The 23,959-nt window shown below is 71.1% G+C and carries 30 protein-coding genes; 14 read left to right on the top strand and 16 right to left on the bottom strand.

The annotated features are described in order from the left end of the window. Nucleotides 1-52: 52 nt before the first annotated feature. Nucleotides 53-247 carry a DUF2630 family protein gene (locus AB0M59_RS28335; RefSeq protein WP_364620781.1) on the top strand — a complete coding sequence of 65 codons (195 nt, stop codon included), beginning with the start codon at nt 53-55 and terminating at the stop codon, nt 245-247. A gap of 17 nt (nt 248-264) precedes the next feature. Here the strand turns inward: AB0M59_RS28335 and AB0M59_RS28330 are convergent, their stop codons facing one another. From AB0M59_RS28330 to AB0M59_RS28320, 3 genes are all read right to left on the bottom strand, one after another. Continuing rightward, nucleotides 265-1,347, bottom strand: a complete 1,083-nt coding sequence (locus tag AB0M59_RS28330; protein ID WP_364620779.1) for a hypothetical protein — start codon at nt 1,345-1,347, stop codon at nt 265-267. Between the two features lie 98 nt (nt 1,348-1,445). Further along, nucleotides 1,446-2,000, bottom strand: a complete 555-nt coding sequence (locus tag AB0M59_RS28325) for a hypothetical protein (protein WP_364620777.1) — start codon at nt 1,998-2,000, stop codon at nt 1,446-1,448. Between the two features lie 11 nt (nt 2,001-2,011). After that, the gene (locus tag AB0M59_RS28320) at nt 2,012-3,301 is read right to left on the bottom strand and encodes an NAD(P)/FAD-dependent oxidoreductase (RefSeq protein WP_364620774.1); all 1,290 of its coding nucleotides are present in this window, start codon (nt 3,299-3,301) and stop codon (nt 2,012-2,014) included. A gap of 169 nt (nt 3,302-3,470) precedes the next feature. Between AB0M59_RS28320 and AB0M59_RS28315 the strand changes: the two genes are divergently transcribed. Continuing rightward, nucleotides 3,471-3,842 (top strand): STAS domain-containing protein, encoded by a 372-nt coding sequence (locus AB0M59_RS28315; protein ID WP_364620771.1) that lies wholly within the window; start codon nt 3,471-3,473, stop codon nt 3,840-3,842. A gap of 63 nt (nt 3,843-3,905) precedes the next feature. Here AB0M59_RS28315 and AB0M59_RS28310 read toward each other — a convergent pair whose 3' ends face one another. The 3 genes from AB0M59_RS28310 to AB0M59_RS28300 are packed head-to-tail and all read right to left on the bottom strand — an operon-like array spanning nt 3,906 to nt 4,884. After that, a complete protein-coding gene (locus tag AB0M59_RS28310) occupies nt 3,906-4,169 on the bottom strand; it encodes a DUF4235 domain-containing protein (protein WP_364620769.1) in 264 nt (87 codons plus the stop codon). Continuing rightward, nucleotides 4,166-4,474 (bottom strand): DUF3618 domain-containing protein, encoded by a 309-nt coding sequence (locus tag AB0M59_RS28305; RefSeq protein ID WP_364620766.1) that lies wholly within the window; start codon nt 4,472-4,474, stop codon nt 4,166-4,168. The genes AB0M59_RS28310 and AB0M59_RS28305 overlap by 4 nt, the downstream gene beginning before the upstream one ends. After that, a complete protein-coding gene (locus AB0M59_RS28300) occupies nt 4,471-4,884 on the bottom strand; it encodes a phage holin family protein (protein WP_364620764.1) in 414 nt (137 codons plus the stop codon). The genes AB0M59_RS28305 and AB0M59_RS28300 overlap by 4 nt, the downstream gene beginning before the upstream one ends. Nucleotides 4,885-5,001: 117 nt before the next feature. Here AB0M59_RS28300 and AB0M59_RS28295 point away from each other — a divergent pair, with 117 nt between their 5' ends. The 3 genes from AB0M59_RS28295 (at nt 5,002) to AB0M59_RS28285 (ending at nt 6,924) form a co-directional block, all read left to right on the top strand. Next, nucleotides 5,002-5,463 (top strand): SRPBCC family protein, encoded by a 462-nt coding sequence (locus tag AB0M59_RS28295; RefSeq protein WP_364620761.1) that lies wholly within the window; start codon nt 5,002-5,004, stop codon nt 5,461-5,463. 89 nt (nt 5,464-5,552) lie between these two features. After that, nucleotides 5,553-6,386, top strand: a complete 834-nt coding sequence (locus tag AB0M59_RS28290) for an aldo/keto reductase (protein ID WP_364620758.1) — start codon at nt 5,553-5,555, stop codon at nt 6,384-6,386. Between the two features lie 70 nt (nt 6,387-6,456). Continuing rightward, the gene (locus AB0M59_RS28285) at nt 6,457-6,924 is read left to right on the top strand and encodes a hypothetical protein (RefSeq protein ID WP_364620756.1); all 468 of its coding nucleotides are present in this window, start codon (nt 6,457-6,459) and stop codon (nt 6,922-6,924) included. A 63-nt stretch (nt 6,925-6,987) separates the two neighbouring features. Here AB0M59_RS28285 and AB0M59_RS28280 read toward each other — a convergent pair whose 3' ends face one another. After that, entirely contained in the window at nt 6,988-7,788 is an 801-nt protein-coding gene (locus AB0M59_RS28280; RefSeq protein ID WP_364620754.1) for a GAF and ANTAR domain-containing protein, read from the bottom strand. Nucleotides 7,789-7,846: 58 nt separating this feature from the next. Continuing rightward, the gene (locus AB0M59_RS28275; RefSeq protein ID WP_364620751.1) at nt 7,847-8,374 is read right to left on the bottom strand and encodes a hemerythrin domain-containing protein; all 528 of its coding nucleotides are present in this window, start codon (nt 8,372-8,374) and stop codon (nt 7,847-7,849) included. Between the two features lie 126 nt (nt 8,375-8,500). Between AB0M59_RS28275 and AB0M59_RS28270 the strand changes: the two genes are divergently transcribed. Then, nucleotides 8,501-10,018 carry a CYTH and CHAD domain-containing protein gene (locus tag AB0M59_RS28270; protein ID WP_364620748.1) on the top strand — a complete coding sequence of 506 codons (1,518 nt, stop codon included), beginning with the start codon at nt 8,501-8,503 and terminating at the stop codon, nt 10,016-10,018. Between the two features lie 91 nt (nt 10,019-10,109). Here AB0M59_RS28270 and AB0M59_RS28265 read toward each other — a convergent pair whose 3' ends face one another. The 3 genes from AB0M59_RS28265 to AB0M59_RS28255 all read right to left on the bottom strand — a co-directional run bounded on the left by AB0M59_RS28265 (nt 10,110) and on the right by AB0M59_RS28255 (nt 11,739). Beyond that, nucleotides 10,110-10,901 carry a SigB/SigF/SigG family RNA polymerase sigma factor gene (locus AB0M59_RS28265; RefSeq protein WP_364620745.1) on the bottom strand — a complete coding sequence of 264 codons (792 nt, stop codon included), beginning with the start codon at nt 10,899-10,901 and terminating at the stop codon, nt 10,110-10,112. Then, nucleotides 10,898-11,347 carry an ATP-binding protein gene (locus AB0M59_RS28260; RefSeq protein ID WP_364620742.1) on the bottom strand — a complete coding sequence of 150 codons (450 nt, stop codon included), beginning with the start codon at nt 11,345-11,347 and terminating at the stop codon, nt 10,898-10,900. The genes AB0M59_RS28265 and AB0M59_RS28260 overlap by 4 nt, the downstream gene beginning before the upstream one ends. A 62-nt stretch (nt 11,348-11,409) precedes the next feature. Continuing rightward, nucleotides 11,410-11,739: a plasmid stabilization protein gene (locus AB0M59_RS28255; protein WP_364620739.1), complete on the bottom strand. Its 330-nt coding sequence runs from the start codon at nt 11,737-11,739 to the stop codon at nt 11,410-11,412. Nucleotides 11,740-11,892: 153 nt separating this feature from the next. On the opposite strand from AB0M59_RS28255, the gene AB0M59_RS28250 reads away from it, so the two are divergent. After that, nucleotides 11,893-12,855, top strand: coding sequence for a TIGR03557 family F420-dependent LLM class oxidoreductase (locus AB0M59_RS28250; RefSeq protein ID WP_364620736.1), 963 nt, complete (start codon nt 11,893-11,895; stop codon nt 12,853-12,855). An 82-nt stretch (nt 12,856-12,937) separates the two neighbouring features. Further along, nucleotides 12,938-14,710: a cytochrome c oxidase subunit I gene (ctaD, locus tag AB0M59_RS28245; RefSeq protein WP_364620733.1), complete on the top strand. Its 1,773-nt coding sequence runs from the start codon at nt 12,938-12,940 to the stop codon at nt 14,708-14,710. A gap of 28 nt (nt 14,711-14,738) precedes the next feature. Here ctaD and AB0M59_RS28240 read toward each other — a convergent pair whose 3' ends face one another. After that, nucleotides 14,739-15,104, bottom strand: coding sequence for an STAS domain-containing protein (locus AB0M59_RS28240; protein WP_364620730.1), 366 nt, complete (start codon nt 15,102-15,104; stop codon nt 14,739-14,741). A 297-nt stretch (nt 15,105-15,401) separates the two neighbouring features. On the opposite strand from AB0M59_RS28240, the gene AB0M59_RS28235 reads away from it, so the two are divergent. Further along, the gene (locus AB0M59_RS28235) at nt 15,402-16,133 is read left to right on the top strand and encodes a GAF and ANTAR domain-containing protein (RefSeq protein ID WP_364620727.1); all 732 of its coding nucleotides are present in this window, start codon (nt 15,402-15,404) and stop codon (nt 16,131-16,133) included. Nucleotides 16,134-16,412: 279 nt separating this feature from the next. Here AB0M59_RS28235 and AB0M59_RS28230 read toward each other — a convergent pair whose 3' ends face one another. Then, nucleotides 16,413-16,616, bottom strand: a complete 204-nt coding sequence (locus AB0M59_RS28230; protein WP_364620724.1) for a hypothetical protein — start codon at nt 16,614-16,616, stop codon at nt 16,413-16,415. Between the two features lie 189 nt (nt 16,617-16,805). On the opposite strand from AB0M59_RS28230, the gene AB0M59_RS28225 reads away from it, so the two are divergent. The 4 genes from AB0M59_RS28225 (at nt 16,806) to ligD (AB0M59_RS28210) (ending at nt 19,874) form a co-directional block, all read left to right on the top strand. After that, complete coding sequence (locus AB0M59_RS28225) at nt 16,806-17,003, top strand: hypothetical protein (RefSeq protein WP_364620721.1); 198 nt, start codon at nt 16,806-16,808, stop codon at nt 17,001-17,003. Between the two features lie 128 nt (nt 17,004-17,131). After that, nucleotides 17,132-18,067 (top strand): Ku protein, encoded by a 936-nt coding sequence (locus AB0M59_RS28220; protein WP_364620718.1) that lies wholly within the window; start codon nt 17,132-17,134, stop codon nt 18,065-18,067. Then, nucleotides 18,064-19,008 (top strand): non-homologous end-joining DNA ligase, encoded by a 945-nt coding sequence (gene ligD / locus AB0M59_RS28215; RefSeq protein ID WP_364620715.1) that lies wholly within the window; start codon nt 18,064-18,066, stop codon nt 19,006-19,008. Before AB0M59_RS28220 ends, ligD (AB0M59_RS28215) begins: the two co-directional genes overlap by 4 nt. After that, nucleotides 19,005-19,874: a non-homologous end-joining DNA ligase gene (gene ligD / locus AB0M59_RS28210; protein ID WP_364620712.1), complete on the top strand. Its 870-nt coding sequence runs from the start codon at nt 19,005-19,007 to the stop codon at nt 19,872-19,874. The genes ligD (AB0M59_RS28215) and ligD (AB0M59_RS28210) overlap by 4 nt, the downstream gene beginning before the upstream one ends. Here the strand turns inward: ligD (AB0M59_RS28210) and AB0M59_RS28205 are convergent. After that, on the bottom strand, nt 19,867-20,499 hold the full coding sequence (locus AB0M59_RS28205) for a UdgX family uracil-DNA binding protein (protein WP_364620709.1): 633 nt from the start codon (nt 20,497-20,499) through the stop codon (nt 19,867-19,869). The genes ligD (AB0M59_RS28210) and AB0M59_RS28205 overlap by 8 nt on opposite strands. Nucleotides 20,500-20,573: 74 nt before the next feature. On the opposite strand from AB0M59_RS28205, the gene AB0M59_RS28200 reads away from it, so the two are divergent. Further along, entirely contained in the window at nt 20,574-21,701 is a 1,128-nt protein-coding gene (locus tag AB0M59_RS28200) for an NADP-dependent malic enzyme (protein ID WP_364620706.1), read from the top strand. A 21-nt stretch (nt 21,702-21,722) separates the two neighbouring features. Here AB0M59_RS28200 and AB0M59_RS28195 read toward each other — a convergent pair whose 3' ends face one another. Together AB0M59_RS28195 and AB0M59_RS28190 are read right to left on the bottom strand one after the other, a co-directional pair. Continuing rightward, complete coding sequence (locus AB0M59_RS28195) at nt 21,723-22,031, bottom strand: DUF3040 domain-containing protein (protein ID WP_364620703.1); 309 nt, start codon at nt 22,029-22,031, stop codon at nt 21,723-21,725. A 74-nt stretch (nt 22,032-22,105) separates the two neighbouring features. Beyond that, on the bottom strand, nt 22,106-23,872 hold the full coding sequence (locus AB0M59_RS28190; protein ID WP_364620701.1) for an IlvD/Edd family dehydratase: 1,767 nt from the start codon (nt 23,870-23,872) through the stop codon (nt 22,106-22,108). Nucleotides 23,873-23,959: the final 87 nt, after the last annotated feature.

The following is a 23,959-nucleotide window of genomic DNA, read 5'->3' as shown; positions in this document are numbered from 1 at the left end:
GCGGGGGTACTCGCGCGGCGTATGCTCGCGGGCGGACAGGAGGGGATTTCCCATGGCAGGCCACGAAATCACCGACCGCATCGCCGACCTGATCGACGAGGAGCACCGGCTGCGCAAGGGCGCCCTCCACCACGGCGGGCTCACCCCGGAGGAGCGCCTCCGGCTCAAGGACCTCGAACGGCAGCTCGACGAAGCCGTCGACCTGCTGCACCGCCGCCAAGCCCTGTCCGCCTTCGACGACGACTGACGCCCGGAGCCGCCGGGTCAGGTGTGCCGCAGGAGGGCGCCGAAGCCTTCCCAGAGGTCCAGGCGCTCGTCCAGCACCACGACCTCCGCGCCGGTGGCGACCGCCGCGAACGGGATCGCCTCGTCCGCCCGGCGCCGCTCCGGCTCGGGAACGCCGAGCGCCTGCAACCCGGCCTTGCCCACGGCGACCTGCGTGGGCTCCGGTCCGGCGAACACCGAGGTGGCGCCGGGGGAGCCGACGAGCAGCGTGGCCACGTTGGCCTCGGCCAGCGCCGCCGTCACGGCTTCGAGGCCGCTGACCGCCAGGCCCGACTCGCGGCCGGACTCCGCGCGGAACGTCTCGGCGACGTCGTCGAGGCTCGCGAGGCGCCGGTTGGCCAGCAACTCGTGGACGTGGCGGTCCAGCTCTTCGTGCGACGAGCCCGGGGCGCGGCTGCCGCCCTCGACTTCGCTGGTGATCCGGCGGACCGGCTCCGGCAGCCGCTCGCGCAACGCGCTGCGCGCCTGCACCTCGCCGGCCAGGACGACCAGTGCGGCGTGGGAGCGCTCGGCCGCCTTCGCGATGTGCCGGGCGATCTCCTCGAAGTTCTGCCGGGCCGTCTCGCCGGTCTGCTTGTCGCGGTGCGCCGGCCCGCTGCCGCCCTGGACCTCGACCGGGTCCGCGCCTTCGACCGTCGCGGTGTGCGGCGCGCCCCGGCCGTGTTCGGTGACTTCGGCGCCGACCTGGTCGGTCACGACGACGAGGTAGGGCAGGCTCTCCGCCTCGTGCGTGGCCAGCGGAAGCAGGTAGGGCAGCGGCGAGAACCGGACGACCTGCTCCGGCGGCGGGGCGGCCAGGCGCCGGTCGAGCAGCACCGAGCCGTGCGCGGCGACGATGCTGCGGCCGGCCTTGCCGACCGGCGGCTCGCTGTCGCGGATCGCCCGCAGGACGGCGTGCACCGTCTCGGCGTCGGCCCGCTGGTCGCTCAGCGCCGCCTCGATCTCCTTCAGCCGGATCGCGAGCTGCTTGGCGGCGTCCTCGGTGTCGTGCGAAAAGTCGAAGTGCACGGACGCGAACGGCCCGCCGGTGGTGGTCAGGTCGCGCAACGCGGTGGTGTCCACAAGGGACTCCTAATCAGTTTGGGAGCGGTGCCGTGCGGCACACTCCTGGTAGCCGGCCGGTCGCCGACGACACGGCGGTTACCGCCCGTGTCGCGGGGCTAAACGTCGCCCAGCGCCGACTGGACGGCCGCCACCACGTCCGGGTGACCGAGCGGCAGCGGCGGCGGGACGCGGTCCTCCGGGCCTTCGGTGCTCGACGCGATCACCTGCACGTCCGTGCCCGCTTCGCGCAGCTTCGTCACGACGTCGTCGCGCTCGGCCAGCCACTCCTCGTTGGCCTTCGAGGCGTCGCCGGACGGAAGGAACGCGTCCGACGCCGGGTCGACGAGCAGCAGGTGCGCGGCCCCGCCGGCGTGGCGTTCGACGAGCTGGAGGGCTTCGGCCGCGAAGGGACCGCTCGCCACGACGACGATTTCGGGATCGCCAGGCCCGTTGTCGCCCACCAGGTCGTCGGCCTCGGTGAGGGCGCCGCCGACGGGGACGCGGCACCAGAAGATCCCGCGCTTCTCGGCCAGCGGCCGCCACGTCGCCGGCAGCTCGTCGTGCGGCGCGGCACCGGCCGGGTCGAGCACGATGATCTTGGGCCCGGCCAGGTCGCCGGCGGTGACCACCGACGGGCCCGCGGAACGGGTGGGTTCGGGTTCGACGGACATGCTGGTTCCCTTCAGCGCCGGGGGAGTTCGGGGGAGTCGGTGTCGAGCGGCACCGCGCCGGAGCGGACGAGTCCCAGTTGGACGGTCTGGCGGCCGGCCAGCCGTTCCAGGATCCAGTCGACGGCCGTGCGCACGCGGTTGCCGGGCATCGCCATGAGGTGGTACGCGCGGGTCACGACCTTGGCCGGGAACCCGGAAAGCGGGATGTGCAACGGGTTCGCCGCGGCGGCGCCGGCGCCGAGGTCCACGACGAAACCGAGGTCGTGGTGCCGGTAGGTGCCGCGGCGGCCGTACCCGAGCGATGCCGCGACGTTGCGCCCGGCGAGCTTCCCCTGCCGCTCGGCGTGCTGCGCGGTCATCGCGGTGTACTCGCCTGGACGGGTGAGGTCGGGCACCGCGGCGGCGTCACCGCAGGCGAAGACGTCGTCGCGGCCGGGCACGCCGAGCTGTTCGGTGACGACGAGCCGCCCCTTGGCCGTCTCGAGCCCGAGCTCGGCCACCAGCGGGTCCGGCCGCACGCCGACGCACCACACGAGGGTGCGGGCCGGCACGGGATCGCCGTTCGTCAGCGTGACGCCCTTGGCGTCCGCGTGGTCGACCGAGGTCTTCATCAGCACCTCGACCCCCCGGGCGCGCAGCACCTCGTCGGCGGTCCTGCCCAGGCGCTTGTCCAGCTCGGGCAGCACCTTCTCGGCGACGTCGAGCAGCAGCCAGCGGATCTTCTGCCCGGCCAGCTCGGGGTGCCGCGCGGCGAGCGCGTCGGTGAACGCGGGGCCCTGCGCGGCGACCTCCGTCCCGGTGTAGCCGGCGCCGACGACGACGAACGTGCAGCGCGCGTCGCGTTCGGCGGGATCTTCGGCCGCGGCGGCCAGCTCGATCTGGCGGGTGATGTGGTCGCGCAGGTACAGCGCCTCGGGCACTCCGCGGAACCCGTGCGCGTACTCCGGGACGCCGGGGATCGGCAGGAGCTTGTTGACGCTGCCCGCGGCGAGCACCAGCCGGTCGTACCCGATCCGGTGCTCCTGGTCCTCCGGATCCGTGTAGGTGACGTGCCGGGCGTCGAAGTCGACCCCGGTCGCGACGCCGAGCACGAGACGGACGCCGGGCAACGTCTCGGGGATCGAGACCGTCACGCGCCGCGGGTCGAGGATCCCGGCCGCCACCTCGGGCAGCAGCGGCAGGTAGAGGAAGTAGTCCGTGGGGTTGAGCACGACCACTTCGACGTCCTCACCGGCGGCCTTTCGCAGGCTTTTGGCCGCGTGGTAACCGGCGAAACCGCCGCCGACGATCACGACTCGCATGGATCTCCTTCCGGGCCGGATGTCCGTCTTCCGGCGATTACCCGAGGTCGCAGCGGGGAAACCCGCGGGGTTGACCTGGGGGCCCAGGGGCGTACGGTCAGAGGCGTTGGCTGTTGTTCAGAATCACGTGCTCCGGTCAGCGCCCCTGCACCCTGCGATAGGGAGCGCCATGCACTGTTTTCGCACGATCGATGAACCGTCCGGCCTGACCTACACCACCACCGAGCGACCGGGCGGCATCCGCGTAATCACTTTAGTGGGTGACATCGACGCCGCCACCGCCGAAACTTTCGACGAAGCCCTCGCCTCGGGCGAGCGGCTGGTCGTCGACCTGACCCGGGTCGCCTTCCTCAGCTGCGCCGGTGTCCGGTCGCTGCTGGCGGCGAACGCCCGCACCAAGCTCGCCGTCGTCCGCGGCGGCCACGCCGTCACGCGCTCGCTGCAGGCCACCGGCGCGGACGCGCTGCTGGAGATCCACCCCGGGGTCGGCGCCGCGCTCGCGGACCTGACCCCGGTCCCCGAGCCCGGCCGGGAGGCGTGACCGCCCGGCGGTCCCGCCTCCCGCCGTCCACTGTGGACACTGTGGACCTTTCGGGGACTGTGGTCAGTCGTCCGGCCAGTCGCCGGTGGCCTTTTCGTAGCCGATGGCACCCGCCCGCTCGGTCGCGGCCTTGACCGCGGCGAAGATCGCGCCCTGCACCGCCGCCGCGATGAGGATCTGCCGCCAGGTGTAGTCGCGGTCGGTGGCGTCGGGCGCGTCTTCTTCGCCGGCCACGCGCTTCCAGACCTGCTTGAACGCCTGACCGGCGAGGATGCCGCCGAGCGCGCCGATGACCCAGCTCAGCGGCTTGTACAGAACCTTGTTCACGAGTCGTTCCTCCGTCGCAGGATCAGCCGGATCACGATCAGCAGGCCGAGTACGCCGGCGAAGATCGGCAGGGGGTTGCTCCGCACGACGTCGGCGCCTTGGCGGAACTTGACCGCGGTCGGCTCGTTCGTCACTTCGGCGACCTTCGCGGTCGCCTGGTCGAGCTTTTCGTCGACGTTCTCCTTGACCCGGGTCTTCACGTCGAGCTTCTGCCCGAGCGCTTCCAGGGTCTCGCTCAGCTCCTCCCGGGTGGTGTCCCGGTCGAGCCGCGCCTCTTCGGCGTTCTTCGGGAAGTCCCCGCTCATGAGTGCACTCCCTGTTTCACGGTGTCCACGTCCTGGCGGACGCCGGTGATGGCTTCTTCGGGCACCGGCGGCACGCCTTGCGAAACTTCCTTCTTGCCGACCATCGCGGCGATCCCGGCGACCAGGAACAGCGCGACGGCGACGATCACGGCGGCCAGCCAGCCGGGCACGACCAGCGCGAGCGCCAGCACGGCGGCCGCGACCAGGGTGCCGGCGCCGAGCAGCGCGAACAGGCCCGCCGCGCCGAACAGGCCGGCGCCCAAGCCCATCTTCTTGCCCTTGCGCTGCAGTTCGAAGACCGCGAGCCGCATCTCGTCCCGGACGAGCCGCTTGACCTCGTCGGTCAGATCGGTTACCAGCTCGCCGACCGAGCGGTCGGCGGCCGGTTTCTTGTTCACTTCTTCGATCACGGAACACCTCCTTGCCTGGCCGCCGTGTACCCGGGTCCGCCCGGGGCCAACCACGCCGGGTTTGACCGGTGCGGTGCCGGGTAGCCGATGTGTTCCACCACCGACGAGGAGGAGTGCATGAGCACGATCACCGAAATCGTGGACGTGGAAGTCCCCGTTTCGACCGCGTACAACCAGTGGACGCAGTTCGAGGAGTTCCCGCGGTTCATGGAAGGCGTCGAGCAGATCCGGCAGGTCGACGCCACCCACACCCACTGGGTGACCCGGTTCGGTGGCGTGACGCGCGAGTTCGACGCGACGATCACCGAGCAGCACCCCGACGAGCGGGTCGCGTGGACGTCCGACTCCGGCCCGGACCACGCCGGCGTGATCACTTTCCACCGGCTCGACGACGCGCACACCCGGGTGACCGCCCAGATGGACATCGACCCCGAGGGCTTCGCCGAAAACGTCGCGGACAAGCTCGGCGTCCTCGACCGCCGGGTGAAGGGCGACATGAAGCGGTTCAAGGAGTTCATCGAGCAGCGCGGCGGGGAGACCGGCTCTTGGCGTGGTGACGTCGACCGCCCGGGGACGTAGGCAACGCGAAGACCACACGATCGGGTGACACGGCGGGGCGGTTCGCCCCGCCGTGTTTTGCGTCCGGAACCCTCGGGTAGGCCGCTGACATGACTTCCCCCGACGTCCCGGCCGTGGAGCTGACCAACGGCGTGCGGATCCCGCAGTTCGGGTTCGGCGTGTTCCAGATCCCGCCCGAGGAGACCGCCCAGGCCGTGCGGACCGCCCTCGAAGCGGGCTACCGCCACATCGACACCGCGCAGATGTACCGGAACGAGGAGGGTGTCGGCGCCGGCATCGCGGAATCGGGGCTCTCGCGCGAAGACGTGTTCGTCACGACGAAACTGGCGAACGACGCGCACGGCCACGACAACGCGATCACCGCGTTGGAAGGCAGTCTCAGGCGTCTCGGCTTCGATTACGTCGACCTGTACCTGATCCACTGGCCGTTGCCGCACAAGGACACCTACGTCCGGACCTGGCAGGGCTTCGAAGACATCCTGCGGGCGGGCAAGGCCCGCGCCGTCGGCGTCTCGAACTTCCAGCCCGCCCACCTCGACCGGCTCGCCGAAGAAACCGGCACGGTGCCCGCGGTCAACCAGATCGAGCTGCACCCGGCGTTGCAGCAGACCGAATTGCGCGCCTACCACCAGGAGCACGGCATCGCCACCGAGGCGTGGAGCCCCCTGGCCCAGGCCGAGGTCCTGCAGGACCCGGTCCTGACCGACCTGGCCGAGAAGCACGGCCGGACGGCCGCGCAGGTGGTGCTGCGCTGGCACCTCCAGCTGGGGAACATCGTGTTCCCGAAGTCGTCGTCGCCGGAGCGGATCAAGCAGAACATCGACGTGTTCGGCTTCGAGCTCGACGACGAGGACATGACGGCCATCGGCAAGCTCGACGACGGCCACCGGACCGGGCCGGACCCCGAGACCTTCACGGGGTGACCGCGGCGTTTCCCTGCGCAACCGGCCGGGTACCTCACCCGGAGAGGTCCCCCTGGAAGGAGCGTCCGGCATGAGCACCAACGCGTATCTGTCGTTTCTCGTGATCGGGGTGGTGCTGGTCGCGATCGACGGGCAGATCATCTATCGCAGCGGCCGCCGTTACCTGGAGAACTCCTACGGCGACCCCGCGGCGGGCGCTTCGATGACCCGCCTGGTCACGGTGCTGTTCCACCTCGCGACCCTGGGCGTCCTGGCGCTCGTGTCCACCATCGACATCGGCACCGGCCTGACCGGCGTCGTCGCCCGCGTGGGCGTCCTGCTGCTGATCCTGGCCCTGGCCCACGGGATCACGCTCGCCGCGCTCTCCCGCATCCGCGGTGAGCAGGAGGTCGAGGCGGTCGTCCAGCGCGGCGGCCGGCAGCAGCGGGTCGAACCCGAGCAGCCGGGCCCCACGGTGATGCCGGTGCCGGGTCAGCCGGGCACGTACCCGGACGTCAGCCCGTCGATCGAGAACCGGTCCCCGTACTCGGCTTCGTAAGCGGATTTCGTGGCGAGGGCGGCACTTCCCGAGCGGAAGTGCGGCCCTCGCCCGTGTCCGGGGTCAGCGCTCCACCATCGGCAGGTCCACCTCGGTGGGCCGCGCGGCGAGCGCCCGGGCCACGTCGGCGAGCTTGACGTTCAGGTCCTGGGACGCGCGGCGCAGCACGTCGAAAGCTTCGTCGGCGCTGATCCCACGACGCTGCATCAGGATGCCCTTGGCCTGGCCGATCACGTCGCGGCCGTCGACCGCGCGGCGCAGGTGCGCCGCCTCCAGCTCGGCCGCCGCGACGGCTTCCGTGTGCGCCAGTGCCAGGGAAGCGTGCGTCGCCAGCAGGAGGGCGAGGTCGACCGCGGGGCCGTCGAACGCGCCTCGCCTGCTCGAGTAGATGTTCAGCGCGCCGGTGCGCCGCGCCGGGCGGGCGTCCGGGAACAGGGACGTCGCCAGCACCGAGTGGTAGCCGTAGCCGGCCGCGGCCGGGCCGAACGACGGCCAGCGCGGGTCGTGCGCGAGGTCCTGGGACCGGCCGATGGCCGGGCCGTCCGGGCGGGCCGACTCGACGCACGGCCCTTCCCCGTGGTCGTACTGCACCTGGTCCAGCCGCACCGCGACCGGATCGGTCTCGACCGGCGTGTGGAACGTGCCGTCGGGTTCCCGCAGGGTGACGCTGACCAGGTCGGCGTCCGGGACGATCGCGCTCGCGGCGCCGACGACGAGCCGGAGCACGCCCCCGACGGTCGGGGTCACGTCGAGCAGCGTGCGCGTGAGGTCGGCGAACTGCCGCGTCAGCTGGCCGGGCGGGTGGTCACCGTCCTGCCCGAACCCGGCCCGTTCCCGCGCCCACTCGTCTTCGCCGATGCTCATGCGTCTCCATCGTCCGTCGTCTCCGGAGAACAGCTTCCCGCCGATCCGCGGCCGGTGCTCAACCGGGGGAGCCGGCCGCGCGCTGCAGGACCTCCCGGGCCCGGTCCACGAAGCCCGGGCCGGGCCAGAGCTGGTCGGCCTGCGGCACCCGGTCCGACAGGTCCGGGTGGGGCAGGGTCGGCGCGGCGTCGCGGACCGCCACGACCTCCTTGCCCAGCTCGGCCCGCCGCTCGGGCGAGCAGGTGAGCCGCACCTGCCGGACGGCCGCCGGGCCTTCGTCGTGGACGTGCCGGCGCACGGCGCGGAGCAGCCCGCCGAGCAGGCGCTCGAAGCGCGTCTCCTGCGGTCCCACACCCTCCAGCTCACGCATCAGGCCGTCCGCCTCCGCGAGGTCGCCTTCGCCGTCGAGGAAGGCCTCCTCCGCGACGGCGTGGCGGACGAGCTGCGCGATCAGGTGGTCGGCGAGGTCCTTGCGGTTCTCGGGACTGCCCTGGCCGAGCTCGATCTCGGTGCACAGCCGGTCCAGCTCCCGGTGGTCGCCGGCGAGGACGGTGGTCAGGTCGGTTGCGGGCTGGCTGCCGTTCATGCACGCTCCTGGTCCGGGCTCGGGGGTTCCCGAACCGGATACCCGCTGCTCGGCCACCGAATCCCCGTGTCGGGGCGGTGGGGGCCGGGTATTCGTCAGGAGAACCGGCCCCCAAGGAGGACGATCATGGCAGCGCCGTCGTCGGTGACCGAGCGCGAACGCAAGTACGAGGTCGTGGCGGGCAGCGGGGTGCCGCGGCTCGTCGGCGTCGCGGGCGTCGAGACCCAGGACGACCCGGTCGAGCAGATCCTCGACGCCTCCTACTACGACACCGAGACCTTCCGGCTGGCCAGGAGCGGCATCACGCTGCGGCGCCGCGTCGGCGGGCACGACGCCGGCTGGCACCTCAAGCTGCCGGTTTCCGCCGACGAGCGGCAGGAGATCCAGCTGCCGCTGGGCGGCGACTCGAACAAGGTCCCAGGGCGGCTGCGCCGGCTCGTGCGCGCCTACACGCTGGGGGAGAAGCTGGTGCCGATCGCGCACCTGCGCACCGACCGGTTCGCCCACCGGCTGGCCGACGGCGACGGCCGGACCGTCGCGACCCTCACCGACGACCACGTGACGGGAGAAGCCGGCGGCGAGAGCGCGCGGCTCGACGAGTGGCGCGAACTGGAGCTCGAGCTCGACCCCGGGACCGACCCCGGCCGGCTCAAGGACTTCGACCGGGCGCTGGCCGAAGCCGGCGCCTCGGCCTCGCCGTGGCCGTCGAAGCTGCGGCGCCTGATCGGCGACCGCGTTCCCGCGCCGCCCCGCGGCCGCAAAAAGCCGACGGCGGGCGAGGTCGTGCTGACGTCGTTGCGCGAGCACTACGCCCGGTTGCGCCGCGCGGACGTCGGGGTTCGCCTGGACGTCGAGGACTCCGTGCACCAGATGCGCGTCGCCACCCGGAAGCTGCGCAGCGCGCTGCGCACGTTCGGGTCCATTGTGGACAAAAACGAAACCGCGTCGCTCGCGGCCGAGCTGAAGTGGCTCGGGCAGCAGCTGTCCCCGGCCCGGGATGCCGAAGTCAGCGAGGAACGGCTCCAGGCGCAGCTCGACGAAATCCCCTCTGAGCTGGTGTTCGGGCCGCTGCGCCAGTACCTCACGCGCTACTTCGCCCGCGAGGCCGAGGAAGGCCGGACGCGCGCGATGGAGGCGCTGACCGGCAAGCGGTACCTGAAGCTGCTGCGCGCGCTGGACGCCGTGGTGGAGGAACCGCCGCTGACTCGCCGTGCGCGCAAGCCGGCGAAGTCCGGGTTGCGTGGGCCGGTGCGCAAGGCCGCGGCGAAGCTGCGCCGCGCCGAAGCGGCGACGCGCGGTCTGGACGGCCACGAGCTCGAGACGGCGCTGCACGAGGTCCGCAAGAAGGCGAAGCGCGCCCGCTACGCCGCCGACACCGTCAAGCCGGTCTACGGCAAGAAGCTGCGGCAGTGGCGCAAGAACGTCAAGGCCGTCCAGAGCACGCTGGGCGAGCACCAGGACACCGCGGTCGGCCGGGACGTCCTGCACCACCTCACCATCGCCGGGCACGGCGAAGGTCAGAACACTTTCACGTTCGGGATGCTCTACGAGCGGGACGCCGAGACGGCGGAGAAGCTGCGCGAGAGGTTCGCGGGGGAGTGGCGGCGGCTCCGGAAGGGCGGACGCCCGGGCTGGCTTCGCTGAGCTGCCCCGGACGTCTCGAACGACTCATTCAGGGCCGGGGAGGTCCTGAATGAGTCATTCAAGACCTGGGCGACAGGACGGGAGGAAGGGCTCAGCCCTCGCCGGTGAGCTTCCCGCGGAGCTGCTCCAGCGTCTGCGACAGCAGCCGGGAGACGTGCATCTGGGAGATGCCGACGCGGTCGGCGATCTGGGTCTGGGTCAGCCCGCCGAAGAACCGCATGACGAGGATCGCGCGCTCCCGCTTCGGCAGCTCCTGGAGCAGCGGCTGGAGGGCCTCGTGGTTCTCGACCATGGCCATCTCGTGGTCGGGTTCCCCCATGGTGTCCGCCAGCGACAGCGCCTCGGCGTCGTCGTGCACCGGCTTGTCGACGGACAGGGCCTGGTAGGCGTTGCCGGCCAGCAGTCCTTCGCGGACCTCGTCGACGTCCAGGCTCAGGTGCTCGGCCAGCTCGGTCGGCGTCGGCGCGCGGCCCAGGCGCTGGGACAGCACCGCCGAGCCCTGGCTCAGCGACAGGTGCAGCTCCTTGAGCCGTCGCGGGACCCGCACCGACCAGCCGGTGTCCCGGAAGTGCCGCCGCACCTCGCCCATGATCGTCGGCACCGCGAAGGACAGGAAGTCGTGGCCGCGGGTGGGGTCGAACCGGTCGACCGCGTTGATCAGGCCGATCCGGGCCACCTGGACCAGGTCCTCGCGGGGCTCGCCGCGCCCGGAGAAGCGGGTCGCGATGTGCTCGGCCAGCGGGAGCAGCTCGGTGACGAGCCTGCTCCGCACCACGTCGCGGCGCGGGTCGTCGGGGCCGAGGGTGCCCAGCTCCTCGAACAGCGGTTCGCAGTGGGCGTATTCGTCCGGGCGGTGCAGGAGGGTTTTCCGCTCGCTGCTCACGCGCTCGTTCCCGGGTTCAGCACCAGCTCGATCGTGACGATGCCCGCGCCTCCACCGGGGAGAACGTCGCAGTGCGCGGTCACCGACCGGCTCAGCGTGGTCAGCACGTGCCAGCCGAAGGTGCGGTCGCTCGGGGGCCGCGGGTCGGTCGAGCGCGTCGAGATGGTCACGTGCAGGCCGTCGGGGCCCTGCCGGAAGCGGCAGTGCAGCTGAGTGCCCAGCTCGGCCAGCTGCACGAGCTGGGCGCACGCCTCGTCGACGGCCATCTTGGCGTCGGCGATGGCGTCCAGCCCGAAGTCCGCGCGCGACACTACGCCGTGCGTGAGCATCCGGACCAGGGGGATCTGCTCCGCCATGGCGGGCAGGCGCAGCTCCACCAGTTCCTCGAGCAGCTCTTCCAGCGTCGGCTTGCCGCCGTGCGAGCTGCCGCTTCGTGTTTCTTCCATGCGAGAACTACTACCCATCTGGGCGAATGACGACACTTCGTGGTCAGGGATTTCCGGTTTGGTCACTTGCCGAGGGCCCGTTCGAGCTCCTTCTTGGTCATCGTCGAGCGGCCGTTGATGTTCCGCTTCTTCGCTTCGTTGTACAGCTGGTCCTTCGTCGGGCCGCCGGGACCCTTCCGGTTGCCGGACCGTTCGCCGCCGCGCTGCTGCGGGGACTTGTCCTTGACCGACGTCTTGCTGGCCTGCCGGGACTCGCCCGATTGCGCGCGGTTCTTGTTCACCGTGCGGGCCGCGATCTCCTTGGCTCGTCCGGTGCTCGCTCCGCGGTCCTCGGCCGAGTCCTTGACGTGCTCGTACTGGCGCTCGCGCTTCTTGCTCCACGACTGAGGCATGACCGTTCCCTTTCGCTCGTGGGGTGAGTACCCGGTCGATCATCGGGTAAACGTCCCCTACCGGCGGCGAGCAGCAGGATCCACCCGTCCGTGGGAAGCCGGTTACCCCCGGACGAGAGCGGGTAAGCGGGGAGGGATGGAGAGGAGGCGCCGATGCGGATCGGCTACACGCTCATGACCGAGCAGACCGGGCCGAACGAACTGGTCCGGTTCGCCGCCGGTGCGGAACAGGCCGGCTTCGACTTCGAGGTCATGAGCGACCACTACTCGCCCTGGCTGGCCGAACAAGGGCACGCTCCCTACGCTTGGAGCGTGCTCGGCGCCGTCACGCAGGTCACCGACCGCGCCGAGCTGATGACCTACGTGACCTGCCCGACGATGCGCTACCACCCGGCGGTGGTGGCGCAGAAGGCGGCGACCGTGCAGGCGCTCTCGGGCGGCCGGTTCACCCTCGGGCTCGGCGCGGGCGAGAGCCTCAACGAGCACGTCGTCGGCCGCGGCTGGCCGCCGGCGAACGTCCGGCACGACATGCTCGCCGAAGCCCTGCAGATCATCGGCGGCCTGTTCGACGGCGGCTACTTCGACTACGAGGGCAAGCACTTCCGCGTCGACTCGGCGAAGCTGTGGGACCTGCCGGAGAAGCGGACGCCGATCGGTGTCGCGGTGTCCGGCTCGCAGTCGATCAAACGGTTCGCCCCGGTGGCCGACGCGATGATCGCCGTCGAGCCGAAGGCGGAGCTGTCGAGCGAGTGGGACGCGACGAAGCTCGGCCCGCCGACCCGCAAGATCGGGCAGATGCCGGTGTCGTGGGGCACCGACCGCGACGCCGCCGTGAAGCGCGCCCACGAGCAGTTCCGCTGGTTCGCCGGGGGCTGGAAGGTCAACGCCGAGCTGCCCGGACCGGCCGGCTTCGCCGGGGCCACGCAGTTCGTCCGTGAGGACGACGTCGCCGGCTCGATTCCCTGCGGGCCGGACGTCGACGCGATCGTCGAGGGCGTGCGCGAGTTCGAGAAGGCCGGTTTCACCGACCTCGCCCTGGTCCAGATCGGTGGCGACCAGCAGGAAGCTTTCCTGGACTTCGCCGAAAAGGAGCTGCTCCCGGCGCTGCGCGGGTAGATCCACCCGTTCGGGGTAACGCGGATCTTCGCCGACAGGAGTAACACGCACAGTAGGGACAGCCCGGCGGTGGGAGTTGCGGATGACCGAGGTGAAGCCGGCGCCGAGCCTGCGGGCGGTGCCCCTGGCGGTGGCGCGGCGCGGGCCGAAGGGCGGCACGCTGCTCGCGCTGCTGCGCACGACCGACCCGAAGCAGATCGGGTTGCTGTACCTGACGACGTCGTTCGCCTTCTTCATGGCGGGCGGTGCGATGGCGCTGCTGATGCGCGGCGAGCTGGCCCGGCCCGGGCTGCAGTTCCTGTCGCCGGAGCAGTACAACCAGCTGTTCACGATGCACGGCACGATCATGCTGCTGCTCTACGCCACCCCGAACCTGTTCGGGTTCGCGAACTACATCCTGCCGCTGCAGATCGGCGCGCCGGATGTCGCGTTCCCGCGGCTGAACGGCTTCGCCTACTGGCTCTACCTGTTCGGCGGGCTGATCGTGATCAGCTCGTTCCTCACCCCGGGCGGCGCGCCCGACTTCGGCTGGACGGCTTACACGCCGCTTTCGAACGCCATCCATTCGCCGGGCGTCGGCGGCGACCTGTGGATCATGGGCCTGATCGTGTCCGGGCTCGGCACCATCCTCGGCGCGGTCAACATGGTCACCACGATCGTCTGCCTGCGCGCGCCCGGCATGACCATGTGGCGGATGCCGATCTTCACCTGGAACATCCTGTTCACCGCCGTCCTGATCATGCTGGCGTTCCCCATCCTCACGGCCGCGCTGTTCGGCCTGGAGGCGGACCGCAGGCTCGGGGCGCACGTGTTCGACCCCGCCAACGGCGGAGCGATCATGTTCCAGCACCTGTTCTGGTTCTTCGGGCATCCCGAGGTCTACATCGTGGCGCTGCCGTACTTCGGGATCATCACCGAGATCGTGCCGGTGTTCAGCCGGAAGCCGCTGTACGGCTACCGGCTGATGGTGTTCGCGACCGTCGCGATCACCGGGCTGTCGGCGGTGGTGTGGGCGCACCACATGTTCGCCACCGGCGCGGTGCTGTTGCCGTTCTTCTCGATCATGACCTTCTTCATCGCCGTCCCCACCGGCATCAAGTTCTTCAACTGGATCGGCACGATGTGGAAGGGTCACCTGACCTTCGAAACGCCGATGCTGTGGTCGGTCGGTTTCATGGTCACGTTCCTCTTCGGCGGCCTCACCGGGATCATCCTGGCGTCGCCGCCGCTGGACTTCCACGTCACGGACTCGTACTTCGTCGTCGCGCACTTCCACTACGTCCTGTTCGGCACGATCGTGTTCGCGACGTTCGCCGGGATCTACTTCTGGTTCCCGAAGATGACCGGCCGCATGCTCGACGAGCGGCTCGGCAAGTGGCACTTCTGGACGACGTTCATCGGCTTCCACACGACGTTCCTGATCCAGCACTGGCTGGGGGACATGGGCATGCCGCGCCGGTACGCGGACTACCTGTCCACGGACGGCTTCACGACGCTGAACACGATCTCGACGATCGGCGCGTTCATCCTGGGCGCGTCGACGCTGCCGTTCATCTGGAACGTGGTGAAGAGCTACCGCTACGGCGAGCAGGTCCTGGTCGACGACCCGTGGGGCTTCGGCAACAGCCTCGAATGGGCGACGACGTGCCCGCCCCCGCGGCACAACTTCCTGGACCTGCCGCGCATCCGGTCGGAGCGGCCCGCGTTCGAGCTGCACCATCCCGAGGCGGTCGAGCAGATGAAGGAGGAGCGGTACATCCGCTCGAAGCGGGCCCAGGCCCGGGTGCTGGACCGGGACGCGAGCCCGCCGGCGTCCCGAGAGGGGCACGCGGGCACGGCGGGTTCGTCGCGCTGACCTCCGCCGTGCCGGCCCTTCAGCACGCCTAGGCCGTTGCGGGCTCCTCGCGCCGGGTGGCGACCGTGAGGCGCCGGTCGGCCTCCGTCACCTGCAGGGCCCGGCGGACCATCGGGTTCGTCCCGGTCATCACCTGCAGGTCCGTGCCGTTCTGTTCGGCCTGCAGCGCCGCGTGCAGCAGCACCCGCACGCCCGCGACGCCGAGGAAGTCCACTTCGGACAGATCGAGGACCAGCCGGTCCGGGACCGCCCACAGGCGGTCCGAAACGAGGGCGGCCAGGTCGCCGGCCGTCGCGGTGTCGAGGGCGCCGCGGGCGGTGATCAGCACCGCGTGCGGAGCGGGCCACGTCGTGCGCAGCCGCAGAGGGGGATTTCGGGGTCGGGGGACCATCATGCGGTTCGCCGCCGTCCTGGTGCCGCGCGGAGCCGCAGCGCCGCGCTCGGGGTGTTCCGAGCCGGCTGCTGTGCTGAACCGATGACCGAAGCCTAACCCTGCGCGAGCTGCCCGCAACCGACGTTGCTCCGAACGGGCGTGTGGCCCGCCGCGGCGGTGACCGGTTGTGCCCGCGCTGAGCGCGATGCAGTAATCTCGCGCTGGACCCGTTAAAGCGCTAGCGGCCCACTAGTGGCGCGCGCCCGGGTCCTCCCTGGTTGAGAGCGCCCTGAGCACGAGAAGAGGGGCGTCACCAGGATGACGGGCGGCGATGAGCAGCTCACCGCGCGGTTGGACGAAGTCACGGTGGCGATGGAATCGCTCACCGCGATGGTCGACTCGGAACTGGACCTGGGCCAGATGCTGCAAGCGGTCTGCGACCACGTGGTGCAGGTGGTGCCGGGGGCCGACATGGCGAGCATCACCCTGGTGCGCGAAGGCGTGCCGGAGACGGTGGCCAGCACCGACCAGCGGGCGGTGAACTTCGATCGCGAGCAGTACCGGATCGGGGACGGGCCGTGCCTGCGCGCGGCCGAAACCGGGCAGCCGGTGCGCGTGGGTGTCGGGGCGGTGGGCGACGTGTGGCCGCAGTTCGTGTCGAAGGCCGAACAGCTGGGCGTGGCGAGCTTCCTGGCCGCGCCGCTGACCGTGGACGAGGACATGTCCGGCGCGGTGAACCTGTTCGGCTTCGGCGAGCACGGCTTCAGCGAGCTGGGCACGAAGATCCTCGAGCTGTACACGGCGACGGTCGTGTTCGGCCTGCGCAGCGCGCGCCGGTACTTCGCGGCCCGCGAGCTGATCGACCAGCTGAACCGCGCGCTCGAGACGCGCGCGGTGATCGATCAGGCCAAGGGGATCCTCATGGCCGCGCACCGGATCACCGCGGAAGAGGCGTTCCAGCGGCTGGTGAAGCGCTCCCAGGACGGGAACCGGAAGCTGCACGAGGTGGCGACCGAGTTCGTCGAGGCGGTGGCGACCACCACAGCGTGACGGCCGGGCCGCGTACCCAGGCAGCCGGCTTGCGTACCTGGACGGTCGGCCGACCCTCTGGGTACGCGCGCCGACCCTCTGGGTGCCGCTGGTGTCGCGCGCGGCAGGTTTGTCGACGTTCGGGCCGCTGGAGCCAGGGCGCTCGCCGAGCCGGGTCAGGCTCGGTAGCCCGGACCAAAGGTCTTGAATGAGTCATTCAAGACCTCCGAAGACCTGAATGAGTCATTCAAGACGTTCGCACTCGCCGCCGCGCTCGCGACGAACCTCGGACGCGCGACACTAGCTGGTCGGCACCTCGTCCGGAGGGGCCTCGGCCACCGGGTCGGGCCGGTGTCTGCTGCGCTGGCACGTCGTGCAGACCAGGGTCCGGCCGAGCACCGTCCCGTCGTCCGCGACGACCTGGGCGACGTGCATCGTCGGGAAGCCGCAGACTTCGCAGGGCAGCGACCCGTCCTCACGACTGATGCGGATCTGGGTACCCATCCGGCCTCCTGGTGTGACGTGGGTCTCACCACCTTGCCGGTTTCCCGGTCGGAACCGGTCGAATTCACTCGTTCGGCCTAGCAATGGCTGTCTCCGGGAACCCCATCGGTGCCTCTTGTGTTTGGTCGGGTGAGACCGGGTAATCGCCCCGGTGAAAGGCCGACCGGGGATTGCCGGAGGGGAGCGAACATGCGAGACAAGCGGAACGACCTGCGACCGGTGGCGGACCTCCTGCTGGAGGGCGGGGACACGCCGGCACAAGCTTCGACGCGGCGCAAGGCGGCCTTGGCCGTCGCGGCGAACGCGAAAGACTCCGAAGACTGCGCGCAGCTGCTCGAGATGCTGGGCCTGCACCGGGCCGGCACTCGCAGCAGCGAAGTCGCCTGACGCACGACGCACCCGGAGCCCGCCGAGACCACCCGGTCCCGGCGGGCTCCGGCGCGTCACGCACCGCGACGACGTCGCGTTTCGGGCACCGGCGGCGCGGGTATCGCTGCCGGTGAGGAGGTCGACACATGGCCAGACCGGTGTGGAGCGGCGCGCTGAGCTTGGGGCTGGTCACCGTTCCGGTGGAGCTGTACCCGGCGGTGGCGGACCACACGATCCACTTCCACCAGTTCGAACGCGGGACGTCGGACCGGATCCGCAACCGCCGGGTCAACGAGCGGACCGGCGACGAGGTCACCCAGGACGAAATCGTCAAGGGCTACGACCTCGGCAGCGGCGACCACGTGCTCGTCGAGCCCGACGAGCTGGACGAGATCGCCCCCGAGCGGTCCCGGCGGATCGACATCGAGCAGTTCGTCGAGCTGGACGAGATCGACCCGTGGTTCTACGACCGCACGTACTGGCTCAAGCCGGCGAAGGAGGACTTCGCCAAGGCGTACGGCCTGCTGCTGCAGGCGATGGACCGCAGCGAGAAGGCCGGCGTCGCGAAGTTCGTCCTGCGCGGCAAGGAGTACCTCTGCGCGGTCCGCGCCGGCGAGGACGTCATGGTGCTCAACACCCTGCACTTCGTCGCCGACCTGCGGAAGCCGAAGGACGTCATGGGCGGGCTGCCCAGCCTGCCGAAGCCGCGGCCCAAGGAGCTCGACATGGCGCTCTCGCTCGTCGACGAGATGACCGCGCCGTGGAAGCCCGACGACTACCGCGACGAGTACTCCGAGCGCGTCGAGAAGCTGATCAAGGCCAAGAAGCAGGGCAAGGAGATCGCCCACGAAGAGGAGCCGGAGCCGTCGGCCGACGTCGTCGACCTGTTCGAGGCGTTGTCGCGGAGCGTGAAGAACCGCAAGGGCGGCAGCAAGGAAGCCAAGAAGCCGGCGAAGAAGAAGGGCTCCGACCTCGAGGACCTGTCCAAGTCCGACCTGGACAAGCTGGCTCGTGAGCAGGGCGTGAAGGGCCGTTCGAAGATGACCCGCGCCCAGCTGGAGAAGGCGCTGAAGGCGTCGTGAGCGGCCCCGGCTGGCGCGAGCCGACCCTGGCCACGCTCACCGGCCGCCGGTTCTCCGACGAGGACTGGATCTACGAGCGCAAGCTGGACGGCGTCCGGGCGATCTGCGTGCGTGACTCGGGCACGCCGACGCTCTACTCGCGCAACCACAAGGTGATGGACAACGCCTACCCCGAGCTCGTCGAAGCCCTCGCGGCCCAGGGCGGGCCGCGGTTCGTGGCCGACGGCGAGATCGTGGCGTTCGACGGTGCCAACACCAGCTTCGCCGCGCTGCAGCCCCGGATCCACGTCAGCGACCCGGACCGCGCCCGGGCCACCGGCGTGCGCGTCCACTACTACCTCTTCGACCTGCTGTACTACGACGACCAGGACACCACCAGGCTGCCGCTGCGGCAGCGGAAGGCGTTGCTGCGGGACGCGTTCGACTTCGAAGACCCGCTCCGGCTGTCGGCGCACCGGAACACCGAAGGCGAAAAGTTCTACGCGGAAGCCTGCCGGCGCGGCTGGGAGGGTGTCATCGCGAAGCGGGCGGACGCGCCGTACCACCACGGGCGGTCACCCGACTGGTTGAAGTTCAAGTGCGCACAGGGGCAGGAGCTGGTGATCGGCGGCTTCACCGACCCACAGGGCGCCCGGCACGGCTTCGGCGCGCTCCTGCTCGGCTACCACGAGGACGGCGGCCTGAAGTACGCCGGCAAGGTCGGCACCGGGTTCGACGAGAAGCTCTTGGCCTCGCTGCACGCACAGCTGCAAGAACGCGAAACGAGGCGCTCGCCGTTCGCCGGGCCGGTGAAAGAACCGGGTGCGCACTGGGTCCGGCCGGACCTCGTCGCGCAGATCGACTTCTCCGAATGGACGCGCGACGGGCGGCTGCGGCACCCGCGGTTCGCCGGGCTGCGCGAGGACAAGAAGGCGGCGGACGTGGTGCGGGAGCGGACGTGAGTGGCGAGATTTCCCATGCGGACAAGGTGTTCTACCCGGCCGACGGGCTGACCAAGGGCGATGTCGTCGAGTACTACCGCGCGGTCGCCGACGTCATGCTGCCGCACCTGCGCGGCCGCCCGCTGACCCTGCGGCGGTTCCCGGACGGCATCGACGGGCAGGGCTGGTTCCAGAAGCACCCGGGGGAGCACTTCCCGGACTCGATCCGCGTCGAGAGCGTCCCCCGGCGCGGCGGCGGTACGGACGACTACGTCGTCTGCGACGACGCCGAAACGCTGGACTACCTCGCGCGGCAGGGCACGCTGGAGTTCCACCTCTGGCTGTCGACGGTGGACGCGCCGGAGCGGCCGGACCGGCTGGTGCTGGACCTCGACCCGCCGGACGGCACGCCGGTCGCCGAGCTGCGCGCGGTCGCGCGGCGGATCCGCGACCACTACGAGCGGGTGGGGCTGACGCCGTTCGTCCAGGCGACCGGCGGCCGCGGCTTCCACGTGCTCGCGCCCCTGGACGCGAAGTCGGACACCGAGGTCGTGCTCGAGCTGTCCCGCGCGCTGGCCGACGCCGTCGCCGCGGACGACCCGGACCGCCTGACGACGGCCCAGCGCAAGGACAAGCGCGGCGACCGGATCTTCCTGGACGCCAACCGCAACGGCTACGCGCAGACGTTCGTCGCGCCGTACTCGCTGCGCGCCCGCCCGGGCGCGGCCGCCGCGACCCCGCTGGACTGGCGGGAGCTGGGCAAGGCCGAGCCGGACGGCTGGAGCCTGGCCAAGGAGAAGCAGCGCCTGGCCCGCAAGGACGACCCGTGGCGGGACCTGGACAAGCACGCGGGATCGGCGGAAGCGGCGTTGAAGCAGCTCACTTGAGCGTCTTGCCGGCGGCCTTGAGATCGGCGACGAAGGCCGCGTAGGCCTCGTCGCGGTCCGGGGCGCGCAGGACCGCCGACGGGTGCACGGTCGCGACCGCCGACGGCACCAGCTCGGCCACGTCCTCGGGTGCTTCGACGGGCTCGCCGCGATGAGCCGTGAGGCGGAACTTGGGGCCCAGCAAAGACTGCGCGGCCGTCGCACCCAGCAGCAGCACCAGCTCCGGGCGCACCGCGCGCAGCTCCGCCAGCAGCCACGGCCGGCAGGCGACCACCTCGGTGCGGCCCGGCTTCTGGTGGATGCGCCGCTTCCCGCGTTCGTCGCGCTTGAACTTGAAGTGCTTGACCGCGTTGGTGACGTACAGCGACTTCCGGTCGAAGCCCGCCTCTTCGAAAGCCCGGTCGAGGAGCTTTCCGGCAGGGCCGACGAACGGCTCACCGGCGAGGTCTTCCTTGTCGCCCGGCTGCTCACCGACGACCAGGATCTTCGCCTTCTTCGTGCCTTCGCCGAAAACGGTCTGCGTGGCGTCCCGGTAGAGGTCGCACCCCTGGCAGTCCGCGGCCGCCGAACGCAGGCGGTCGAGATCGGTGCTGTCCGGCGGCTCCGCGCCGCGGGTGTCGGGCATGTGCCGGAGTTCCCCCATCCCATGGCCGGGTAAACCCACGGTTCCTCACCTCGGGCCTCGGGTACCCCGCGGCCATGAGCCGGAGCCGAGGAAAAGTCGAAGTCGCGACCCGCGTCGCCCTGGACACCCCCGCCGACCTGGCCGAACACTACACACCGGGCGTCGCGGACCAGGCGCGGCGCATCGCGGACGACCCGTCGGCGCTCGCCCGCGAGACGGTCAAGGCCAACTCCGTCGCCATCGTGTCCGACGGGTCCGCCCTGCTCGGGCTCGGCGACCAGGGGCCGGCCGCCGCGCTGCCGGTGATGGAGGGCAAGGCGGCGCTGCTCAAGCGGTTCGCCGACGTCGACGCCTGGCCGATCTGCCCGGTCAGCCGCGAACCCGACGACCTCGTCCGCACCGTCAAGGACCTCGCGACGTCGTTCGGTGCGATCAACCTCGAGGACATCGCCGCACCGCGGTGCTTCACGATCGAACGGCGCCTGCACGACGAACTGGACATCCCGGTCTTCCACGACGACCAGCACGGCACGGCGGTCGTCGTGCTCGGCGCGCTGCACAACGCGCTGAAGCTGACCGGCCGCGAGCCCGGTGGCACGTCGGTCGTCATCGCCGGAGCCGGCGCGGCCGGCAGCGCGATCGCGCGGCTGCTGCTGCGCGCGGGCTACCGCCCCGAGGGGATCGTCGTCTGCGACAGCGAAGGCGTGCTGCACCCGGACCGCGACCTGATGGGGGAGAAGCACTGGCTGGCGGAGAACACCAACGCCGCCGGCGCCACCGGAAGTGTGCCGGACGTGCTGCGCGACGCGGACGTGTTCGTCGGCGTCAGCGCGGGCGGCCTCCTCGAGCCGGCCGACGTCGCCGCGATGGCCGACCGCGCGATCGTCTTCGCCCTGGCCAACCCGGACCCCGAGGTCGATCCGGACGCGGCGCGCGAGCACGCGGAGATCGTCGCCACCGGCCGCAGCGACTTCCCCAACCAGATCAACAACGTCCTGGCGTTCCCGGGCATGTTCCGCGGCCTGCTCGACTCGGGCGCGCCACGGGTCACGGGCGAGATGCTGCTGGCGGCGTCGCGCGCCTTGGCGGACGTGGTGGGGGACGACCTGGACGCAGGGCACATCGTGCCGAGCGTGTTCGACGAGGCGCTGGTGCCGGCGATGGCGGAAGCGGTGGCCGGCGCGGCGAAGGCGGCCGAGTAGTCCTTTGTGGACGGAGCGCGCTCAGTGCGAGCCGGCGGCGGGGGTGGTGCCGTCCGGAGCGGGCTTGCGGGTCGTCTCGGTGCGGGCGATGTGCCACGCGACGAGCGCGCCGGCGGCGACCGTGCCCCAGAGCACGAGCCCGGCGTCGCGGGCGAAGAGACCGACGACCAGCATGACCGCCGCGGTCACGTCGCACAGCACGAGCAACAGGTTCCACCGCTTGGCTTCGCGCAGGGTGCGGCCCGCGAAGGCGGCCGCGAACGTGGGGTCGCTCGCCTGCAGTTCCAGCTCGATTTCGCGCAGGGCGTGGCGTTCGCGATCCGGCAGCATGGTGGGCCTCCTCGCCTCGGCTACCGGAGTGGTACCCGTTCCGCGTCCTTTCGAAGCGGCACTTTCGGGGAAAGTCAGTGGTTGTCGCGGGGGATGCCCTTCGTCTTCGCGATCCGCTGGTACGCCACCGCCGGGCGCAGCACCATGCCGTCGCACAGCTGGTCCACCATCGACCGCTGGATCTCCTGCCACGGCGTCTGCGCGTCCGGGACCGGGTACCCGCCCGCCTCCGCCAGCTCCTTGTGGCGCAACGCGAGCTCCTCGTCCGGGATCAGGACGTCCGCGGTGCCGGCGGCCAGGTCGATCCGCACCCGGTCGCCGGTCCGCAGCACGGCGAGCCCGCCGCCGGCCGCGGCTTCGGGGGAAGCGTTGAGGATCGACGGCGATCCGGACGTACCGGACTGGCGGCCGTCGCCGAGGCACGGCAGCTCGCGGACGCCCCGCTTGATCAGCGCCGCCGGCGGCCGCATGTTCACCACCTCGGCCGAGCCCGGGTAGCCGAGCGGGCCCGTGCCGCGCATGACGAGCAGCGAGTGCTCGTCGACGCCGAGGTCCTGGTCGTCGATGCGGGCGTGGTAGTCCTCCGGGCCGTCGAAGACGACCGCGGTGCCCTCGTAGACGCCGCCGGCCAGGTAGCGGCGCCGGAACTCCGGCGAGATCACGCTGGACTTCATGATGGCCGCGTCGAAGAGGTTGCCCTGGAAGACGAGGAACCCGGCGTCTTCGGTGAGGGCGGTGTCGAAGGTGCGGATGACGTCGCGGTCGCCGGCTTCGGCGTCGCGGCAGTTGTCGCCGATCGTGCGGCCGTTGACCGTCGGCGCGTCTTCGTGGACGAGCCCGTGCCGCATCAGCTCGTGCACCACGGCCGGGACGCCGCCCGCGCGGTGGAACTCCTCGCCGAGGTACTTCCCGGCCGGCTGGAGGTCGACCAGCAGCGGGACGTGGTGGCCGAGCCGCTGCCAGTCGCCGAGGGGCAGGTCGACGCCGACGTGCCGGGCGATCGCGCCGATGTGGATGGGCGCGTTGGTCGAGCCGCCGATCGCCGAGCTGACCACGATGGCGTTTTCGAACGCTTCGCGCGTCAGGATGTCCGACGGCTTGAGGTCCTCGCGCACCATCTCGACGATCCGCAGCCCGGTGCGGTAGGCCATCCGCGCGCGGTCGCGGTGTGGCGCCGGGATGGCCGCGCAGCCGGGCAGGCTCATCCCGAGCGCTTCGGCGAGCGCGTTCATGGTGGAGGCGGTGCCCATGGTGTTGCAGTGCCCGGGCGACGGCGCGGACGACGCGACGAGCTCCATGAACCCGGCGTCGTCGATCTCCCCGGCGGCGAGCAGCTCGCGGGCCTTCCAGACGATGGTCCCGGACCCGGTGCGCTCGCCGTTGTACCAGCCGTTGAGCATGGGGCCGCCGGACAGCACGATGGCCGGGATGTCGACGGTCGCGGCGGCCATCAGGCACGCGGGGGTGGTCTTGTCGCAGCCGGTGGTGAGGACGACGCCGTCGATGGGGTAGCCGTAGAGCGTCTCGACCAGGCCGAGGTAGGCGAGGTTCCGGTCCAGGGCGGCGGTCGGGCGCTTGCCGGTCTCCTGGATGGGATGCACGGGGAACTCGATGGCTATCCCGCCGGCCTCGCGGATGCCTTCGCGGGTGCGGTCGGCGAGCTGCAGGTGGTGGCGGTTGCAGGGCGACAGGTCGGAGCCGGTCTGCGCGATGCCGATGATCGGCCGGCCGGACTGCAGCTCCTCCCGGGTCAGGCCCCAGTTCATGTACCGCTCGAGGTAGAGGGCGGTCATCCCGGGGTCGGCGGGGTTGTTGAACCAAGCTTCGCTGCGCAGTCCCATACCGGCCAGTCTGTCAACGGCGGTCGCGGAATGCACCCCTTGGCGGACGTCTTGAATGACTCATTCAGGGCGCCGGAGGTCCTGAAT

This window comes from Amycolatopsis sp. NPDC051371 (genome assembly GCF_040682155.1).
Taxonomy (GTDB): domain Bacteria; phylum Actinomycetota; class Actinomycetes; order Mycobacteriales; family Pseudonocardiaceae; genus Amycolatopsis.
This window is presented reverse-complemented; position numbering and strand designations above follow the sequence as displayed.

What these genes read in the sequence shown, in the direction of transcription:
- AB0M59_RS28335 (WP_364620781.1), top strand. Translation starts at nt 53, where the DNA reads ATGGCAGGCCACGAAATCACCGACCGCATCGCCGACCTGATCGACGAG.
- AB0M59_RS28325 (WP_364620777.1), bottom strand. Translation starts at nt 2,000, where the DNA reads ATGTCCGTCGAACCCGAACCCACCCGTTCCGCGGGCCCGTCGGTGGTC.
- AB0M59_RS28320 (WP_364620774.1), bottom strand. Translation starts at nt 3,301, where the DNA reads ATGCGAGTCGTGATCGTCGGCGGCGGTTTCGCCGGTTACCACGCGGCC.
- AB0M59_RS28315 (WP_364620771.1), top strand. Translation starts at nt 3,471, where the DNA reads ATGCACTGTTTTCGCACGATCGATGAACCGTCCGGCCTGACCTACACC.
- AB0M59_RS28305 (WP_364620766.1), bottom strand. Translation starts at nt 4,474, where the DNA reads ATGAGCGGGGACTTCCCGAAGAACGCCGAAGAGGCGCGGCTCGACCGG.
- AB0M59_RS28295 (WP_364620761.1), top strand. Translation starts at nt 5,002, where the DNA reads ATGAGCACGATCACCGAAATCGTGGACGTGGAAGTCCCCGTTTCGACC.
- AB0M59_RS28290 (WP_364620758.1), top strand. Translation starts at nt 5,553, where the DNA reads ATGACTTCCCCCGACGTCCCGGCCGTGGAGCTGACCAACGGCGTGCGG.
- AB0M59_RS28285 (WP_364620756.1), top strand. Translation starts at nt 6,457, where the DNA reads ATGAGCACCAACGCGTATCTGTCGTTTCTCGTGATCGGGGTGGTGCTG.
- AB0M59_RS28280 (WP_364620754.1), bottom strand. Translation starts at nt 7,788, where the DNA reads ATGAGCATCGGCGAAGACGAGTGGGCGCGGGAACGGGCCGGGTTCGGG.
- AB0M59_RS28275 (WP_364620751.1), bottom strand. Translation starts at nt 8,374, where the DNA reads ATGAACGGCAGCCAGCCCGCAACCGACCTGACCACCGTCCTCGCCGGC.
- AB0M59_RS28270 (WP_364620748.1), top strand. Translation starts at nt 8,501, where the DNA reads ATGGCAGCGCCGTCGTCGGTGACCGAGCGCGAACGCAAGTACGAGGTC.
- AB0M59_RS28260 (WP_364620742.1), bottom strand. Translation starts at nt 11,347, where the DNA reads ATGGAAGAAACACGAAGCGGCAGCTCGCACGGCGGCAAGCCGACGCTG.
- AB0M59_RS28255 (WP_364620739.1), bottom strand. Translation starts at nt 11,739, where the DNA reads ATGCCTCAGTCGTGGAGCAAGAAGCGCGAGCGCCAGTACGAGCACGTC.
- AB0M59_RS28250 (WP_364620736.1), top strand. Translation starts at nt 11,893, where the DNA reads ATGCGGATCGGCTACACGCTCATGACCGAGCAGACCGGGCCGAACGAA.
- ctaD (WP_364620733.1), top strand. Translation starts at nt 12,938, where the DNA reads ATGACCGAGGTGAAGCCGGCGCCGAGCCTGCGGGCGGTGCCCCTGGCG.
- AB0M59_RS28240 (WP_364620730.1), bottom strand. Translation starts at nt 15,104, where the DNA reads ATGATGGTCCCCCGACCCCGAAATCCCCCTCTGCGGCTGCGCACGACG.
- AB0M59_RS28235 (WP_364620727.1), top strand. Translation starts at nt 15,402, where the DNA reads ATGACGGGCGGCGATGAGCAGCTCACCGCGCGGTTGGACGAAGTCACG.
- AB0M59_RS28230 (WP_364620724.1), bottom strand. Translation starts at nt 16,616, where the DNA reads ATGGGTACCCAGATCCGCATCAGTCGTGAGGACGGGTCGCTGCCCTGC.
- AB0M59_RS28225 (WP_364620721.1), top strand. Translation starts at nt 16,806, where the DNA reads ATGCGAGACAAGCGGAACGACCTGCGACCGGTGGCGGACCTCCTGCTG.
- AB0M59_RS28220 (WP_364620718.1), top strand. Translation starts at nt 17,132, where the DNA reads ATGGCCAGACCGGTGTGGAGCGGCGCGCTGAGCTTGGGGCTGGTCACC.
- AB0M59_RS28205 (WP_364620709.1), bottom strand. Translation starts at nt 20,499, where the DNA reads ATGCCCGACACCCGCGGCGCGGAGCCGCCGGACAGCACCGATCTCGAC.
- AB0M59_RS28200 (WP_364620706.1), top strand. Translation starts at nt 20,574, where the DNA reads ATGAGCCGGAGCCGAGGAAAAGTCGAAGTCGCGACCCGCGTCGCCCTG.
- AB0M59_RS28195 (WP_364620703.1), bottom strand. Translation starts at nt 22,031, where the DNA reads ATGCTGCCGGATCGCGAACGCCACGCCCTGCGCGAAATCGAGCTGGAA.
- AB0M59_RS28190 (WP_364620701.1), bottom strand. Translation starts at nt 23,872, where the DNA reads ATGGGACTGCGCAGCGAAGCTTGGTTCAACAACCCCGCCGACCCCGGG.